Source organism: Mesorhizobium sp. M0698 (genome assembly GCF_040320455.1).
Classification (GTDB): domain Bacteria; phylum Pseudomonadota; class Alphaproteobacteria; order Rhizobiales; family Rhizobiaceae; genus Mesorhizobium.
The window spans coordinates 324,381-340,498 of the sequence record NZ_JAMYPQ010000002.1 but is presented as its reverse complement, the minus strand read 5'-3'; the positions used below and the strand labels follow the sequence as shown (position 1 = coordinate 340,498).

The window sequence follows — 16,118 nt, the reverse complement described above, 5'->3', positions numbered from 1 at the left end:
CCTTTTGATTGGGCGCCTTGCGGCTTCGAAATTGACCGATGATCGCGCGGTGGCGCCAAACTCATTCTGCGCGCAGCGCTTCGATCGGCTGTAGGCTTGCGGCCTTGCGGGCGGGATAGTAGCCGAAAAAGACGCCTACAGCCGCGGCAAAGCCGATAGCCAGCAGGACGGCGCTGAGATCGATGATCACCGGCCATTGAGCGATAGACCCAAGGGCGATTGCAGCAACAATCCCAATACCAGCACCTAGAATACCCCCGAGCAGGGCAAGCGTTGCTGCCTCAACGAGAAACTGGGCAAGGATATCTCGCCGTCGCGCGCCCACCGCAAGCCGCAGTCCGATCTCGCGGACCCGCTCCGTCACCGTCGCCAGCATGATGTTCATGATGCCGATCCCGCCCACGACCAGCGAAATTGAGGCCACCGCCGAAAGCAGCAGCGACACCACGCGTGTGGTCGAACCTTCGGCATTCGCAGCTTCGGCGAGGTTGCTCACCATGAAGCTGTCTTCCTGACCCGTCCGCAACCGGTGACGCTGCCACAGGAGTTGGCGGATCGCTGCCATCGTGTCCTCGGCCGAGGTCCAATCGGCGAACTTGACGGTGATGTTGTGTACGAAGGTCGGATTGGCACGGCTCGTGCCAATGAACTGACGTCGCGCCGTCCTCAGCGGCACAAGTGCCACATCGTCCTGATCATCGCCCCACACGCTCTGGCCCTTCCGCTCCAGCAGTCCGATCACCGTGAACGGCACGTCGCGGATGCGGATCGCGGCGCCCAGCGGATCGGCTTTTCCGAACAACTTCTCCCGCATCGTCGTTCCGAGGAGCACCACGTTGGCGACGCGGTTGTTGTCCTCCGGGGTCATCTCCTGCCCGGCAATAACCCTCCACTCGCGCGCTGAGAAATATTCCGGCGTCACGCCGCGAAGCACGCCTTGCCAATTGGCGGAGCCGATCGTGAACTGCTCGCGGGCGTAGAGGAGTGGCGCCGCCACCACGACGCCGGGGATTTCCATTCCGATCGCCGCCGCGTCCTCTTCACTCAGCCGCGGCGCGCCACCGGCCCCAAGCCGCACGCTGCCCATCTTCGCACTGCCCGGACTGACGCTGATGAGGTTGGCGCCGAGGCTGCGGATCTGCGCAGTGATCCGTTCGCGCGCACCAACCCCGATCGCGATCATCACCACGACAGCGGCCACACCGATGATGATGCCCAACATGGTGAGCGCGCTGCGCATATGATGGGAGCGTAATGATCGCAGGGCGGTTCTTGTGCTACCGGACATTGTTGTACGCCAGCGCTAGACGGCGAGTGTCATCCAAAGGTCGGACTTGCTGTATGACAGGGGTGTCTGACAGAACGCGGCCGTCTCGAAAGGCTACAATGCGATCCGTATGGGCAGCTATCTCAGCCTCATGGGTGACCAGCACAATGGTCAGGCCCTCTCCATTGAGTCGGCGGAAAATTGCCATGATCTCCAGCCCTGTCTGGCTGTCGAGCGCACCAGTGGGTTCATCGGCCAGTAAAAGTAAAGGCTCCGTCACCAGGGCGCGGGCAATGGCAACGCGCTGCTGTTGTCCGCCCGAGAGTTCGGCAGGAGTATGTCTGGCCCGATCGGCGAGCCCCACCTTGGCCAGCATCGCCAGCGCTGCGCGCCGCCGCTCACCAGCCCACATGCGGCGATAGACAAGCGGCAGTTCCACATTTTCTAGTGCGCTGGCCCGCGGCAGCAGATTGAACGACTGAAACACGAAACCGATGTTCCTATTGCGGATCGCAGCGAGTTCATCGTGATGGAGTCCACCGACGTTTACCCCGTTCAGCCGATAGCGGCCTTCACTCGGACTGTCGAGGCAGCCCAGTATGTTCATGAAGGTAGACTTGCCCGATCCTGAAGATCCGATCACCGCGACGAATTCGCCTCGTTGAATCGTCATGGTCACCCCTTCGAGCGCCCACACCGGCTCTCCGCCAACACGGTAGCAATGGCGCAGCCGGTCGACGTCAATCAGAGCCATGGATACCTGACCTCACCACAACCGGAACTTGACCAGGACGGAAGACGCGTCATCGTCCCGACGCGGAGCAGTGGCAAGCCCCGTAATGACCTGCTGCCCCTCAGTCAGGTCGCCTGCCAGCACCTCTGTTGCACGACCGTCGGTGATTCCAAGCCGGAGCAAAACAAGCTTCGGCTCGCGGTCTGGCCCAAATACAAATACCTCGCCCGGGCTTCCCGCCTCTACGCCCGTTTTGGCAATGGCCGGCGCGGTCGATCGCGCCTCGTCCCCGGTATCACTCGGCGGCCGAAAACGCAGGGCCGCATTGGGCACTTTCAAGACCCCATGTCGCTTAGCCATTACCACGCTCAGATTGGCGGTCATGCCGGGCAACAGCAGCTCATCGGAATTTTGCGTACCGACCACCACTATGTATGTGACGACGTTTTGAACGACCTGCGGTGCCTTGCGTATCTGTTTTACCGTGCCGGTGAAAATTCGGTCGGGATAGGCATCGGCAGTGAAAGTAACCGGCTGCCCGAGCGCAAAACGGCTAATGTCGGCTTCCACCACGGAAGCTTCCACCTGCATCTCAGTCAGGTCTTGAGCTATGGTGAACAGTATCGGGGTCTGCAGGCTAGCCGCCAGGGTCTGACCGCCACTGACGGCGCGATTGACCACCGTGCCGGTGACCGGCGCGCGTACATAGGTGCGGTCAAGATCAATTTGGGCCTGCTGAAGCACCGCTTCCTTCTGCTTCACCTGGGCAAGCGTGTTGGCGAGCTCCGCTTCTGCCATGTTGAGGGTCGCCTTGGCGGCTCGAACGACTGCCGATTGCGACAGTTCCTCGGCCTGGGCGGCAGTCGCCTGCGCCTTGGCAGAATTGTGCGCGGTATTCTCCCGCTCCCATTCTCCCACCGCGATGATCTTCTGCTTAGCCAGGGAACGTTTGCGGTTCACTTCCTGCGCCGCACCATCGAGCGCGATTTCGGCGCGTGTAGTCTGTGCGGCTGCAGAATCATATCTGGCCTCGGCGGTCTCCATCTCTGCCCTGGCCCGCTCGATCTGCGCCCGATGTACCGAAACCTGCGTTTGCGCCATCTCCCGTTCGGCAAGGGCTTGCGCTACTCTCGCTTCGTAAATCTCCGGCTCAACCCGGGCTATCACCTGGCCTTTGGTGACCTTGGAGTTGAAGTCGACATAGAGTTCCTTCACCCGACCCGAGAGCTGAGAACCGACTTCCACCATAACTAGCGCGTTCAGCGTGCCAGCCGCCTGCACCGTTGTGACGATATCGCCGCGCTCCACGGCTTGCGAGCGATAGGCGGGGGTATCGGGCCTGATGGAGGACGGCTTGAGGAGAGCTGAGAGCTGATTGAAGGCCGACAAAACCTGGCCGGAAGTCGCCGATGGTGTCGGTCCCATGGAACTCCCGGGCGTTACCGCCGCGCCGAGGATTACCGTAACGAACAAAACGCTGCGCATCATGTTCTGACCACCTCTGAGCCGGAAGGGAAAGGTAATCCCTTCCAGCTCTTTAATCTGCACTTGGCAGTGCCGCAGAGGAATTCTACAAACCTATAGAATAAACCCATCAACAGCCAAATACATAGACGTTTATTCGAAAATTTCGGATATTACTACTTGCAGTGGCCGGGATTACCCTCGCAGGCCGTCTCGGTCTTGTTGCCAATGTTGCCTTGGCCTTCAGCCGTATCCTGCGTTGCCGTGCCGAACGCATTGCCATTCACATCCTTCTTGGTCTCATTGCACACGCAGTCCGGAACCGACCCCGTCTTTGTGCAGGAGGCCACGCCAGCGGTGCCGCAGAAGTCCGTGCACTGCGTCGCCGACACGCCAGGACAGGCGTTCTGCGCTAGCGCTCCGCCTGTTCCGAGCAACAGTGTTCCGCCCCAGAAGGCGACAACCGCGGCCACCTTTAAACCACTATGTCTGATAATCATGTTCTCCTCCGATTTTGCCAGAGCTAGAGGGTGCTGCGCAGGCCATCTCTGGCACTGGTCGGCAGCATGAGGGCGCAACAAAGCCCTCGATTCGGCTCGATCGATTATGCTGTGGGGGATGCGGAAGTTATGAGGCCGCCAGCAACGGCTTTAAGCCGCCGGGCCTCCCAAGACTCTTTCGGGTGACAAGACTCTTTCGGATGAAGGGCCCTCTGCGGCGCACAGAATCGCCGCAATACTTGGCCTGCGCAAATCGGCAGCGCCCATTGTCGTGCTCCAGTACGACTGTAAGCGGGAATATTTCTTCTTGCTAATATATTAACCATATTTGCGGAAGCTGGCAACCAGTATCTGGGATATACGTCGGTTGAGGTGCTGCTAAATCGATTGGTAGAACGGCGTGAACATCGCAATCGGCGTCAGCCAGTATCAGTTGCGCCGCAGAGCGGGTTGATCGTGGAGCCGAGATGCACGATCACCCTGGCTTCCCGCCTACATCATCATCTCAGCACACCGGAAACCGCTTGAACTCAACTGCGGTTGAGGTTTTACAAGCCGTCCCCGAAGCGCCGCGTGCCCATTTGGAGACGAAGAGCGCTCCAATATTTTAGACCAGCGTCTAGGGAAGCTCGGGGGGCTGGATGACCAAAACAAGCACAAACGGGGTCGATTGGCGCGCGCTGTGGGCGAGCGGCGACCTGGCGCGCTTCTGCTTTATCGGCCTCGGCATCCTGCTGCACGCCACCAACGAAACCATGGTAGCAACGGTCATGCCGGCCATGGTCGGCGACCTCGCCGGCGTGCAACTGGTCGGCTGGTCGCTGGCGATCTACGAGTTCGGCGCCATCGTTGCCGGTGCGGCCGCCGGACGGCTGGTGAGCTATGTCGCGCTGCGTACCAACATGATGGTCGCCGCAATGCTCTATGCCGTCGGCGCGCTGGTCTGCGCCACCGCGCCTTCGATGCCGCTGTTCCTCTGCGGCCGCCTGATCGAAGGGCTCGGTGGCGGCGCGCTGGTGTCGCTGGCCTTCGTCTCGGTCGAGCGGCTGTTTGCCCGCGCGATCTGGCCGCAGCTTTTCGGCGTCATGTCGGCGATCTGGGGTGTCGCCGCCTTCAGCGGGCCGGTGCTCGGCGCGGTCATGACCGAATTCTCGTCCTGGCGCTGGGCCTTCGGCGTCTTCACCCTCGGCGGCACGGCCATGGCGCTGGCAAGCTTCCTCGTGCTCGATACGCCTGAAGCAACGAGGCCGCAGGCGAAGGGCGGCTCGGCGCCGCCCTTCCCCTTTGCGGCACTTGGCTGCCTCGCCGGCAGCGTCGTGCTGATTGCCACTGCCGGCGTCGACATCGCCCTGCTGCGCTCGTCGCTGCTGCTCACCCTCGGCCTGATCGGCCTGGCGCTGTTTATCTATATCGACGCACTGAAGCCGCGCTCGCGCCTGTTCCCGTCGCGGCTGTTCTCATGGCGCTCGCCGGTCGGCGCGGGCATGACTATGGTCGCGGCGTTTTCGGTGGCGACCTGCTCGTTCGCGGTCTACGGGCCGCTGCTTCTGACCAGCCTGCACGGCATTCCGATCCTGACCACCGGCTACATCATCGCCGCCGAATCGATCGCCTGGTCGATCCTGTCGATCCTCGTCGCCAATGCGCCGCCAGAGCGAGAGCGGCTGATCATCGTCGGCGGGGCGCTGATGATCGCCACGGGCGTCGCCGGTTTCGCCTATACGGTGCCGGCGGGCTCTATCCCGTTGATCCTGCTTTGTGCCTTGCTGCAAGGCGGCGGTTTCGGCATCGCCTGGCCGTTCGTCACGCGTGTGATCGTGGCATCGGCCAAGGAAGGCGAGCAGACGATCGCCTCGGCCGCTGTGCCGACCATGCAGCGCATCGGTTATGCCGTGGGTGCGGCACTGACCGGCATCGTCGCCAACGCCAGCGGCTTTTCCGAAGGCCTGAACCGCGAGGCCGCGGCGAACGTCGCCGCCTGGCTGTTCCTCGCCTTCATACCGCTCGGCATCCTGGGATGCCTCGCCGCCCTGCGGATTTCGGGGACGACCGACACGAAGCCGGCGAAGCTGTCAATCTCCGTGGGGGAGATTGACTAGACAACGACCGTCTTCAGCCGGTCGGCGATTAGTGCCGCGAGCCGCGTCGCCACCTCGTCCTTGCTCATCTCCGGCCATTCCTCGACGCCGGCCTTCGAGACGATTCGCACCTTGTTGCGGTCGCCGCCCATCACGCCCGGGGAACCATCTTCATGGGAGACATCATTGGCGACGATAAGATCGGCGCCCTTTTTTGCGAGCTTGGCCTCGGCATTCCTGACCAGATCCTGCGTCTCCGCGGCGAAACCGACCACCAGCATCGGCCGCTTTTTGTGGTGCCCGACACCGGCAAGAATATCGGGATTTTCCACCATCTGCAGCGAGGGCGGCCCCTCGCCCGCCATCTTCTTGATCTTTTCCCCGGCCGAACTTTGAGTGCGCCAGTCGGCGACAGCCGCGACGAACACCGCCGCGTCGGCCGGCAGCAACTGCTCGACCGCGTCCTTCATCTCGACGGCGGTTTCGACGTGCAGCGTGGCAACGCCGGCCGGATCGGCAATGCCGACCGGGCCGGAGACGAGACGCACATCGGCGCCGAGCCTGGCCAGCGCCGCCGCAATGGCGTGGCCCTGCTTGCCCGACGAGCGGTTGGCGATGTAGCGCACCGGGTCGATCGGTTCATGCGTCGGTCCGGAAGTGACGATGATCCTCCTGCCTGCCAGCGGCTTTGGCCGGCTGTCGAGCAGCGCCTCGATCGCGGTGACGATCTTCAGCGGCTCGGCCATGCGGCCCTCGCCCACCTCGTTGCTTTCGGCCATCTCGCCTTTCGCCGGGCCGACGAATGCGACGCCGTCCTTGCCCAGCATCGCGCGGTTGCGGCGGACCGCCGGATGCGCCCACATTTTCGGGTTCATCGCCGGCGCCATCAAAACCTCCTTGTCGGTGGCGATGAGCACCGTCGAGGCAAGGTCGTTGGCGTGGCCGTTGGCGAGCTTTGCCATCAGGTCGGCGGTGGCCGGCGCCACGACCAAAAGGTCGGCCTCGCGCGACAGCCTGATATGGCCGATGTCGTGCTCGTCCTGCCGATCGAACAGTTCGGTGAAAACATGGTCGGCGGACAGCGCCCCGGCCGACAGCGTAGTGACGAACTCCTGCGCCGCCGCGGTCATCACCACCCGCACTGCCGCACCGCGCTCGCGCAGCCGGCGGATCAGGTCGAGCGCCTTGTAGGCGGCGATGCCGCCGCCGATGATCAGCAGGATGCGCTTGCCGGAGAGGATGCCTCGCGGGCTGGAGACGGCGACCACCGGCGTTGCCGGACTCTGCGAACTCGTCAGTTCGCGCAGTGTTTTCTCGATCTGGTCGATGCGACCGGCCGAACCGAACTGACCTTCGACCGCTGCGCGGATCATCACCCGCGCCTGGTCTTCCATCGACCGGCCATTCTCCGCCGCCAGTCGGCGCAGCAGGTCCTTGACCTCGTCATCAAGGTTGCGGATCGTGATGCTGGCCATCTGATTGCACCTTGCCCGGAAGTTCTGAGTGCAATGATAGCAATGCAATCACTTTGCAACAAGCGCTAGAATATACGCCAGGCGATATAAACCAGCGTCAGCGCGATCACCCACAGCGCCAGCCGGCCGGAGCGGGTGTAGCGTGCCTCGGCCTTGCCGATGGCGCGCGCAGTCCTTTCGTCGAAGCGCAGGCCGTGTTCGGCCATCAGGTCGATCTCACGCGACAGCCGCTCGGTGCGGGCTGCGAGGTCCGGTGCCTGGCGGGCCAGCGCCAGCAGCGCGCTGGCACCGTCGCGCGCATCGGCCAGCAGCGCGCGCGGGCCGAGATTGCGGGCAATCCAGCCGCTCACCACCGGCTCCGACGTCTTCCACATGTTGAAGGCCGGGTCGAGGGTGCGGGCGACGCCTTCGACAACGACCATGGTCTTCTGCAGCAGCACCAGCTCGGACCGCGTCGCCATGTCGAAGAGGTCGGTCACCTCGAACAGCAGCGTCAACAGCTTGGCCATCGAGATGGTCTCGGCCGGCTGGCCGTGGATCGGTTCGCCGATTGCCCGGATCGCCTGGGCGAAAGCCGCGACATTGTGCTGGCGCGGCACGTAGCCGGCCTCGAAATGAACTTCGGCGACGCGCTGGTAATCGCGCGTGATGAAGCCGTAGAGGATTTCGGCGAGGAACCGGCGCTCCTTCCTGCCGAGCCGGCCGGCAATGCCGAGATCGACGGCGACGATGGTGCCGTCGGCTTCTATAAACAGGTTGCCCGGGTGCATGTCGGCGTGGAAGAAACCGTCACGCAGCGTATGGCGCAGAAACGACTGAACGAGGTTGGCGGCAATCGCCTTCAGGTCGTGGCCGGCGGCGGCTAGGCCGGCAATATCGTTCATCTTGATGCCGTCGACCCATTCCATGGTCAGCACGTCACGACCGGTGCGCTCCCAGTCGACCGACGGCACACGGAAGCCGGGATCGTCCTTGGTATTCTCGCCGAGCTCCGAAAAAGCCGCCGCCTCCAGCCTCAAATCCATTTCGATTTTGGTCGTCTGGGCCAGTGTCTCGGTCACCTCGACCGGCCGCAGCCGGCGCGACGACGGGATGTATTTTTCCTGCAGCCGGGCGGCGAGGAAATAGCTCTCGAGATCGCGAAAGAACCGGCGGCGCACGCCCGGCCGGATGACCTTTACTGCTACCCGGGTAATGACGCCGTCCTGCAGGGCTTCGGCGGTATGAACCTGGGCGATCGAGGCGGCGGCGACGGCCTCGCCAAAACTGACATAGAGCTCGTCGACCTTGCGTCCGAGCGAGGCCTCTATCGCGGCGACAGCCTCGGCCTTCGGAAACGTCTGCATCTTGTCCTGCAGCATGGCGAGATCAAACGCGATATCGTTTCCGACGACATCCGGCCGTGTCGCCAGGAACTGGCCGAGCTTGACGTAGGACGGGCCGAGCCGCACGACCGCCTTGGCCAGCCTGTCGCCGCGCTCATAGGCAAGCGCGCGACGGCGGGTGAACAGCCGGGCCATGCGCCAGCCGAATTTCGGCAAGCCGAAGAGCTCGTCACCGGGCAAAGCCGCGATGACACCCTCGCGGACCAGCACCCAGCCGGCCCGTACGAGCCTGAAACCAGCGCCGATGCTGCTCATGGCTGGCTTTGCCTCGCCGATTTCCTAGACCGGCGAAGAGCACATTGAGTACGAAAGATACGGGCCAGCCTCAAAGCTTCCAGCCCGAGTGGAGCGCGGCGATGCCGCCGGAATAATTGCGGAACGAGGCGCGCTCGAAGCCCGCGCGCGAAATCATCGCCGCGAAATTCTGCTGATTGGGAAACTTGCGGATCGATTCGACCAGATAGGAATAGGGCTCGCCATCACCGGTCACCACCTTGCCGATCCGCGGAATGGCGTTGAACGACCATGCCTCATAGACCTTGTCGAGCAGCGGCATCTCGACCTCGGAGAATTCAAGGCAGAGAAAGCGCCCGCCAGGCTTCAGCACGCGATAGGCTTCGGCAAGCGCCACATCGATGCGCGGCACGTTGCGGATGCCGAAAGCGATGGTGTAGGCGTCGAAAGTGGCGTCGGCAAAAGGCAGTTCCTCGGCATTGGCTTCGACGAAATCGGTATTTGCCGACAGGCCTTTTTTCTCGGCCCGGTCGCGGCCGACGGCGAGCATCGAGCCGTTGATATCGAGAACCGTTGCATGAGCGTGCCTGCCGCTCGCCTCGACGATGCGGAAGGCGACATCGCCGGTGCCGCCGGCAACGTCGAGAACGCTCCAGCCCGGCCGCTTCGGTGGATTGAGCCAGGCGACCATGGCGTCCTTCCACAACCGATGCAACCCGGCCGACATCAGGTCGTTCATCAGGTCGTAGCGGTTCGCCACCTTGTGGAAAACGTCATTGACCAGGGACTGCTTGTCGCCTGGCCCTACCCGCCTGAAACCATAGGAGGTTTCCATGCCGCCCGCAGCCGTGGTTCTTTCAACCGACATCGTTTTGATCCGCCATAAAATCGGCGGGACCATAGCCGATCGATGGTGCGGGCGCTATTGTTTAAGGCGCGGTGTTCGGCCGCGCTTCGAAGCAGGTTCCGGAAAAGTGTCACACGGTTTTCCGACAGGAACCTGCGTCATAAGAAAAAGCCTGACGGGATAATTGAATGCCTTTGAAAGCAGAACTGCACTGCCACATCGAAGGGGCAGCGGCGCCTGAACTCGTCCTCCGCCAGGCTGAGAAATACGGCAAGGATGCCTCGCCCTACATCCAGGACGGCTCCTTCGTCTGGCACGACTTCACCTCTTTCCTCGCCGCCTACGACTTCTCGTCGGACCTGTTCCGCACCGAAGAAGACTATGCGCGGCTGGCCGACCATTACCTGACCAGCCTCGCCCGCGACGGCGCCATCTATTCCGAGGTTTTCACCTCGCCCGACCATGCCAGCAAGGCCGGGCTGTCGCCGAAGGCCTATACCGACGCGCTCGGCGAAGGCATGGCCCGCGCCAAGGCGAAGACCGGCATCGAAGGCCGCATGATCGTCACCGGCGTGCGCAATTTCGGTGTCGAATCGATCGAGCGGGCGGCGCGTTTCGCCGCCCGCTGCGGGCATCCGCTGGTCACCGGTTTCGGCGTCGCCGGCGACGAGCGGATAGGCGACCTGGAAGATTATGTCAGGGCCTTCGAGATCGCCCGCGAGGCCGGCCTCGGCATCACCGTCCATGCCGGCGAATTGATGGGCTGGGAGAGCGTCGAGGCGGCACTCGACCACATCCGCCCGTCTCGCATCGGCCATGGCGTGCGCGCCATCGAGAACCCCGAGCTTGTGCGGCGCATCGCCGACGAAGGCGTCGTGCTCGAATGCTGCCCTGGCTCCAACATCGCCCTGAAAGTCTTCGACAGCTTCGCCGACCATCCCTTCCCCGCCTTGCGGGTTGCGGGCTGCAAGGTGACGCTCAACTCCGATGACCCGCCCTATTTCTGGACCTCGCTGAAACGCGAATACGACATCGCTGCCGAGCATTTTGCGATGGACGACAAGGCGCTCACCGCCGTCACCAGGACGGCCCTCGAGGCAGCCTTCGTCGACAGGAAGACCAGGGCGGTGCTGCTGGGCAGGCTCGGCGCCAAGGGCAGGTGAATGGTGAATGGTGAATGGTGAATGGTGAATGGTGAATGGTGAATGGTGAATGGTTCACCCGGCGCTTCGGTTCGTCAACCGCGAGTTTTCCGCGCAACCAAGGACTCGCAAACCAGTTCACTATTCACTATTCACCATTCACCATCCACTATTCACCTGCGCAGTTGGAGAACACCATGAAGGGCGTTACCGTCGTCGACCATCCGCTTGTCCAGCACAAGCTGACCATCATGCGCAAGAAGGAAACTTCGACGGCCGGCTTCCGGCGGCTGCTGCGCGAGATCTCGCTGCTGCTCGGCTACGAGGTCACCCGCAACCTGGAACTGACGACGACTACGATCGAGACGCCGATCGAGACGATGGAGGCGCCGACGCTGGAGGGCAAAAAACTGGTCTTCGCCTCGGTGCTGCGCGCCGGCAACGGCTTGCTCGAAGGCCTGCTCGATCTGGTGCCGGCGGCGCGTGTCGCCCATATCGGCCTCTATCGCGACCATGAGACGCTGGAAGCGGTCGAGTATTTCTTCAAGGCGCCGGGCGACCTCGCCGACCGGCTGGTGATCGTCGTCGATCCGATGCTGGCGACCGCCAATTCGGCGATCGCGGCGATCGACAAGCTGAAAGGCCGCGGTGCCACCAACATCCGCTTCCTCTGCCTGTTGGCGGCACCAGAGGGCCTCGAGCGGTTTACCCAGGCGCATCCCGATGTTCCGGTCTTCACCGCTTCCATCGACCGGCAGCTCAACGAAAAGGGCTACATCATGCCGGGTCTCGGCGATGCCGGCGACCGCATGTACGGCACCAAATAGATCCGTTTACCGATTGTTTACGCAAACGGCTGGTTTCCGCACTCGTTAAAGCGGCAATCACCATGTCGGACTAAGGATCGGCAACCACAAAGGCCGGTCCATGCTGCGCAAGCTCCTCATCCTTGGCGTGTTTGCCGGAACGTCGGCATCGCTGCCGATCGTCTATCAGTCCAATTCACAGGTAATCGAGCGGCTGTTGAAATCCGCCATCGGAGCCAGGCCGGCCGACACACAAACCGACCTGAATCTCGCCGCCGTCCCGGACAGGCCCACAACGCCGCAGCCGCTCGGCCGCAAGGTCGTCGTCACCGCGGACTCGCGCGGGCATTTCATGTCGGTCTTCAAGTTGAACGGCCGCCAGATCGACGGCATGATCGATACCGGTGCCACGCTCGTCGCCATCAACACCTCGACTGCGCGCAGGATCGGCATCTCGCTCAATTCGACGGACTTCAGCCATCAGGTCAACACCGCCAATGGTGCGATCAAGGCCGCCGTGGTGACGATTGATCGCCTGCAGATCGGCAAGATCACCGTCGAGGGCGTCGAGGCCGTCGTGCTCGACGACAGGGCGCTGCACACCAACCTGATCGGCATGAGCTTTCTGCAGCGGCTCGAAAAATACCAGGTCGAAGACGGCAAGCTGCTGCTGGTTCAGTGATTACCCGCGCGGCAGGATCCGCCGGATGACGGTTTTCTCCGTGGCCGGTTTGGAAGTGCCGATGGTATAGGCCGAAAGCACGGCGGCCGCGGCCGCCGCGGCATCCCCGGTATTGCGGGCATGGACCAGCGCCAGCGCTTCGCCGGCCCGCACTTCAGCGCCGACCGGCAACAGCCTGGTGATGCCGACGGCGTGATCGATCCTGTCGTCGGGCCGCGTCCGCCCGCCGCCAAGCCCGACCACGGCAAGCCCGATCTCGCGGGTCGCGATGCCGGTGACAAAGCCGTTCGCGCTCGCCTTGACCGCGAATTCCGTTGCCGCTTTCGGCAAATATTTTTCCGGATTGTCGACAAAGTCGACGGGACCACCCAGTGCCGCCACCATGCGCGCGAAGATGGAAGCGGCGCGGCCGCCGGCCAGCGTTTCGGCGGCGCGGCGCAGGCCGTCCTGGTTGGACGACACCAGGCCTGCCGATTGCAGCATCTCGGCGGCCAGCGCCAGCGTCACGTCCTCCAGCCGCCGGTCGCGAAAGCGGCCGGTGAGAAAATCGACGGCGTTGCGCACCTCGACCGCATTGCCGGCGGCGGACGCCAGCGGCTCGTTCATGCCGGTGACCAGCGCCGAGGCCTTAAGGCCGGCGCCATTGGCGACGTCGACCAGGCTGTTGGCCAGTGCGGTTGCGTCGCGCGATTTCTCCATGAAGGCGCCGTTGCCGACCTTGACGTCGAGCACCAGCGAATTGAGGCCGGCCGCCAGCTTCTTCGACAGGACCGAGGCGGTGATCAGCGGCACCGATTCCACCGTTCCCGTCACATCGCGGATGGCGTAGAGCCTGGCGTCGGCGGGTGCCAGATCGGCGGTCTGGCCGATGATGGCACAGCCGGTTTCGAGCACGGTCTTGCGGAAGCGCGCAACATCCGGCTGGCTGATATAGCCGGCGATCGCATCCATCTTGTCCAGTGTGCCCCCGGTATGGCCCAGACCCCTGCCGGAAATCATCGGCACATAGGCGCCGCAGGCAGCGACGATCGGCGCCAGCATCAAGGAGACATTGTCGCCGACGCCGCCCGTCGAATGCTTGTCGGTGACCGGGCCGGGCAGATCCGACCAGTCGAGCACATCGCCGGAATCGCGCATCGCCATAGTCAGCGCCACCGCCTCGTCGCGGCTCATGCCGTTGAAGAACACCGCCATGGCAAAGGCGCCGACCTGCGCGTCGGTGACTGTGCCGGCGGTCAGACCCTCGATGAAGAACGCTGTCTCCTCAGCCGAGAGCTTCTGGCCGTCGCGCTTGCGGCGGATGATTTCCTGGGGAAGCATCAGGCGTCGATCCTGTGCTCCGGAAACCCGTCCTGAAAAACACGCTGCAGAATGGTCGCCAGCCGCGCGCCGCCGACCGGCGCCATGTCCTTGGTCTCCTGGTGCGACAGCTCGGCTCCGGTCATGCCGGCGGCAAGGTTGGTCACGACCGAACACGCGGCGACGCGCAGCCCAAGGAAGCGGGCGAGAATGACCTCCGGCACCGTCGACATGCCGACCGCGTTGGCGCCCATGACGCGCGCCATGCGGATCTCGGCGGGCGTCTCGAAGCATGGGCCGGAGAACCACATATAGACGCCCTTGTGCAGCGTGGTACCGGTGGCCTTCGCCGCCTGCTCGATGGCGGAGCGGAGACCGGCGTCGTAGGCTTCGGTCAGGCCGACGAAACGGCGGTCGCTCGGTTCGCCGATCAGCGGGTTGGAGCCCGAGAAATTGATGTGGTCGGTGATCAGCATCACCGAGCCCGGGCCCATCCCGGGATCGACCGAACCGGCGGCGTTGGTGAGGATCAGCCTGGAGATGCCGAGGCCGGCGAGCACCTCGAGTGCCGGCCGCATCGCCGCCGCGTTGCCGTGCTCGTAATAATGCGCCCGGCCGGACAGCATCAGCACCGGCGTGCCGGCAAAGAGCCCCGCCACCACCTCGCCGGCATGGCCGCTGACGCCGCTTCGGGGAAACCCCGGCAAGTCGGCGTAGGAGATGCGCACCGCATCCTCGACCTGGTCGACAAGCCCGCCAAGCCCTGACCCCAGCACCAAGGCGGTGGTCGGCGCCAGCCCGTCCAGCCTTTCGACGAGGTGATCGAGCGCTTCCTTCATTTCAGCACATCGCCTTCAAACCCGTATGGCAGCAACTCGCCCATGGTCACGGTCTCAACCACGCCGCTATCATCGCAGAGATAGAACTTCGTCTCCGGCCGGCAGAATTCCGCCAGCCGCTGCCGGCAGCCGCCGCAGGGCGAGCATTTTGCCACGCGTTCGGCGATCACGGCGATTTCAGTGATCTTGCCGCCGCCGCCCATGATGTAGTTGGCAAGTGCGGTGGTTTCGGCGCACCAGCCCTCCGGATAGGACGCGATCTCGACATTGGCGCCGGCAAAGACACGGCCGTCCTCGGTGCGCAACGCCGCGCCGACCGGAAATTTCGAATAGGGCGCATAGGCCTTGGCCATGGCGGCTTTCGCCGCTTCGAACAGATCATGAGCCATGATAGATCAGCGTTCCTTGACATAAGGCACGCCGCCGGCGCGCGGCGGGATTGCCTTGCCGATGAACCCGGCAAGCAGGATGACGGTCAGCACATAGGGCAGCGCCTGCATGAATTGCACCGGCACCTTGCCGATCAGCGGCAGCGGCGTGCCTTGCAGGCGGATCGACGCCGCGTCGAGGAAGCCGAACAGCAGGCAGGCGAACATGGCGTTGACCGGTTTCCATTTGGCGAAGATCAGCGCGGCCAGCGCGATATAGCCCTTGCCGGCGGTCATGTCCTTCACGAAGCCGCCATTCTGCACCATCGACAGATAGGCACCGGCAATGCCGGTGAGCACGCCGGTGCAGATCAGCGCCCGGTAGCGCAGCCAGGCGACCGATATGCCGGCGGTGTCGACCGCGGCCGGGTTCTCGCCGACGGCGCGCAGGCGCAAGCCGAAGCGGGTGCGAAACAGCACCCACCAGGTGAACGGCACGGCCAGGAAGGCGAGATAGACCAGCACGGAATGGCCGGAGATGAGTTCCGAATAGATCGGCCCGAGGATCGGCACGCTCCTGAACGCCTCCGCGCCCGGCCAGATGATTGCCTCGAACCGCTCGCCGGCGGCCAGCGCCGGCGTGCGCCCGCCTTGCTGGAACCAGGCCTGGCCGAGCATGATCGTCGATCCGGCGGCAATGAAATTGATCGCGACGCCGGAAACGATCTGGTTGCCGCGATGGGTGATCGAGGCAAAGCCGTGGATTAGCGCGAAGGCGACCGAAATGAGGATGGCCATGCCGAGGCCGAGATAGGCCGAGTGGAAGACCGAGGCGGCGGCCGCACCGGCGAAGGCGCCGGCAAGCATCTTGCCCTCGAGCCCGATGTCGAAGACGCCGGCCCGCTCCGAGTAGAGGCCGGCGAGACAGGCGAGCAGCAAGGGCACCGACAGGCGGATGGTCGAGTCCAGGACCTGTACGATGGCGTTGAAGAAATCCAT

15 protein-coding genes are annotated in these 16,118 nt (G+C 63.6%); 4 read left to right on the top strand and 11 right to left on the bottom strand.

The window, feature by feature from the left end:
• Window positions 1-61: 61 nt before the first annotated feature.
• The 4 genes from NKI16_RS06290 to NKI16_RS06275 all read right to left on the bottom strand — a co-directional run bounded on the left by NKI16_RS06290 (window position 62) and on the right by NKI16_RS06275 (window position 3,964).
• Window positions 62-1,240: an ABC transporter permease gene (locus NKI16_RS06290; protein ID WP_352640830.1), complete on the bottom strand. Its 1,179-nt coding sequence runs from the start codon at window positions 1,238-1,240 to the stop codon at window positions 62-64.
• Window positions 1,241-1,277: 37 nt separating this feature from the next.
• Complete coding sequence (locus NKI16_RS06285) at window positions 1,278-2,021, bottom strand: ABC transporter ATP-binding protein (RefSeq protein WP_352588246.1); 744 nt, start codon at window positions 2,019-2,021, stop codon at window positions 1,278-1,280.
• 12 nt (window positions 2,022-2,033) lie between these two features.
• Window positions 2,034-3,548: an efflux RND transporter periplasmic adaptor subunit gene (locus NKI16_RS06280; protein WP_352620317.1), complete on the bottom strand. Its 1,515-nt coding sequence runs from the start codon at window positions 3,546-3,548 to the stop codon at window positions 2,034-2,036.
• A 92-nt stretch (window positions 3,549-3,640) separates the two neighbouring features.
• A complete protein-coding gene (locus NKI16_RS06275) occupies window positions 3,641-3,964 on the bottom strand; it encodes a hypothetical protein (RefSeq protein ID WP_352620315.1) in 324 nt (107 codons plus the stop codon).
• A 641-nt stretch (window positions 3,965-4,605) separates the two neighbouring features.
• Between NKI16_RS06275 and NKI16_RS06270 the strand changes: the two genes are divergently transcribed.
• Window positions 4,606-6,063 (top strand): MFS transporter, encoded by a 1,458-nt coding sequence (locus NKI16_RS06270; RefSeq protein WP_352620313.1) that lies wholly within the window; start codon window positions 4,606-4,608, stop codon window positions 6,061-6,063.
• Here NKI16_RS06270 and coaBC read toward each other — a convergent pair.
• The 3 genes from coaBC to ubiE form a co-directional block, all read right to left on the bottom strand.
• Window positions 6,060-7,517, bottom strand: coding sequence for a bifunctional phosphopantothenoylcysteine decarboxylase/phosphopantothenate--cysteine ligase CoaBC (gene coaBC / locus NKI16_RS06265; protein WP_352620311.1), 1,458 nt, complete (start codon window positions 7,515-7,517; stop codon window positions 6,060-6,062). The genes NKI16_RS06270 and coaBC overlap by 4 nt on opposite strands.
• 65 nt (window positions 7,518-7,582) lie before the next feature.
• Window positions 7,583-9,157: a 2-polyprenylphenol 6-hydroxylase gene (ubiB, locus tag NKI16_RS06260; protein ID WP_352588257.1), complete on the bottom strand. Its 1,575-nt coding sequence runs from the start codon at window positions 9,155-9,157 to the stop codon at window positions 7,583-7,585.
• A gap of 70 nt (window positions 9,158-9,227) precedes the next feature.
• Complete coding sequence (gene ubiE, locus NKI16_RS06255) at window positions 9,228-10,004, bottom strand: bifunctional demethylmenaquinone methyltransferase/2-methoxy-6-polyprenyl-1,4-benzoquinol methylase UbiE (RefSeq protein WP_352588260.1); 777 nt, start codon at window positions 10,002-10,004, stop codon at window positions 9,228-9,230.
• 167 nt (window positions 10,005-10,171) lie between these two features.
• Here ubiE and NKI16_RS06250 point away from each other — a divergent pair, with 167 nt between their 5' ends.
• The 3 genes from NKI16_RS06250 (at window position 10,172) to NKI16_RS06240 (ending at window position 12,613) form a co-directional block, all read left to right on the top strand.
• The gene (locus NKI16_RS06250) at window positions 10,172-11,146 is read left to right on the top strand and encodes an adenosine deaminase (protein WP_352620309.1); all 975 of its coding nucleotides are present in this window, start codon (window positions 10,172-10,174) and stop codon (window positions 11,144-11,146) included.
• Between the two features lie 176 nt (window positions 11,147-11,322).
• A complete protein-coding gene (upp, locus tag NKI16_RS06245; protein WP_023675320.1) occupies window positions 11,323-11,952 on the top strand; it encodes a uracil phosphoribosyltransferase in 630 nt (209 codons plus the stop codon).
• A 100-nt stretch (window positions 11,953-12,052) separates the two neighbouring features.
• Window positions 12,053-12,613 (top strand): TIGR02281 family clan AA aspartic protease, encoded by a 561-nt coding sequence (locus tag NKI16_RS06240; RefSeq protein WP_352568187.1) that lies wholly within the window; start codon window positions 12,053-12,055, stop codon window positions 12,611-12,613.
• Here NKI16_RS06240 and deoA read toward each other — a convergent pair whose 3' ends face one another.
• The 4 genes from deoA to NKI16_RS06220 are packed head-to-tail and all read right to left on the bottom strand — an operon-like array spanning window position 12,614 to window position 16,118.
• Window positions 12,614-13,933 (bottom strand): thymidine phosphorylase, encoded by a 1,320-nt coding sequence (deoA, locus tag NKI16_RS06235; protein WP_352620307.1) that lies wholly within the window; start codon window positions 13,931-13,933, stop codon window positions 12,614-12,616. It abuts the gene before it with no gap.
• Complete coding sequence (locus NKI16_RS06230) at window positions 13,933-14,751, bottom strand: purine-nucleoside phosphorylase (RefSeq protein ID WP_352620305.1); 819 nt, start codon at window positions 14,749-14,751, stop codon at window positions 13,933-13,935. Before NKI16_RS06230 ends, deoA begins: the two co-directional genes overlap by 1 nt.
• Window positions 14,748-15,140, bottom strand: coding sequence for a cytidine deaminase (cdd, locus tag NKI16_RS06225; protein WP_292657331.1), 393 nt, complete (start codon window positions 15,138-15,140; stop codon window positions 14,748-14,750). The genes NKI16_RS06230 and cdd overlap by 4 nt, the downstream gene beginning before the upstream one ends.
• A gap of 6 nt (window positions 15,141-15,146) precedes the next feature.
• Complete coding sequence (locus NKI16_RS06220; protein ID WP_352588275.1) at window positions 15,147-16,118, bottom strand: ABC transporter permease; 972 nt, start codon at window positions 16,116-16,118, stop codon at window positions 15,147-15,149.

Coding starts and splice junctions, on each gene's coding strand:
- NKI16_RS06270 (WP_352620313.1), top strand. CDS start 4,606: ATGACCAAAACAAGCACAAACGGGGTCGATTGGCGCGCGCTGTGGGCG.
- NKI16_RS06250 (WP_352620309.1), top strand. CDS start 10,172: ATGCCTTTGAAAGCAGAACTGCACTGCCACATCGAAGGGGCAGCGGCG.
- ubiE (WP_352588260.1), bottom strand. CDS start 10,004: ATGTCGGTTGAAAGAACCACGGCTGCGGGCGGCATGGAAACCTCCTAT.
- deoA (WP_352620307.1), bottom strand. CDS start 13,933: ATGCTTCCCCAGGAAATCATCCGCCGCAAGCGCGACGGCCAGAAGCTC.
- ubiB (WP_352588257.1), bottom strand. CDS start 9,157: ATGAGCAGCATCGGCGCTGGTTTCAGGCTCGTACGGGCCGGCTGGGTG.
- NKI16_RS06290 (WP_352640830.1), bottom strand. CDS start 1,240: ATGCGCAGCGCGCTCACCATGTTGGGCATCATCATCGGTGTGGCCGCT.
- NKI16_RS06275 (WP_352620315.1), bottom strand. CDS start 3,964: ATGATTATCAGACATAGTGGTTTAAAGGTGGCCGCGGTTGTCGCCTTC.
- upp (WP_023675320.1), top strand. CDS start 11,323: ATGAAGGGCGTTACCGTCGTCGACCATCCGCTTGTCCAGCACAAGCTG.
- NKI16_RS06285 (WP_352588246.1), bottom strand. CDS start 2,021: ATGGCTCTGATTGACGTCGACCGGCTGCGCCATTGCTACCGTGTTGGC.
- cdd (WP_292657331.1), bottom strand. CDS start 15,140: ATGGCTCATGATCTGTTCGAAGCGGCGAAAGCCGCCATGGCCAAGGCC.
- NKI16_RS06240 (WP_352568187.1), top strand. CDS start 12,053: ATGCTGCGCAAGCTCCTCATCCTTGGCGTGTTTGCCGGAACGTCGGCA.
- NKI16_RS06230 (WP_352620305.1), bottom strand. CDS start 14,751: ATGAAGGAAGCGCTCGATCACCTCGTCGAAAGGCTGGACGGGCTGGCG.
- coaBC (WP_352620311.1), bottom strand. CDS start 7,517: ATGGCCAGCATCACGATCCGCAACCTTGATGACGAGGTCAAGGACCTG.
- NKI16_RS06220 (WP_352588275.1), bottom strand. CDS start 16,118: ATGGATTTCTTCAACGCCATCGTACAGGTCCTGGACTCGACCATCCGC.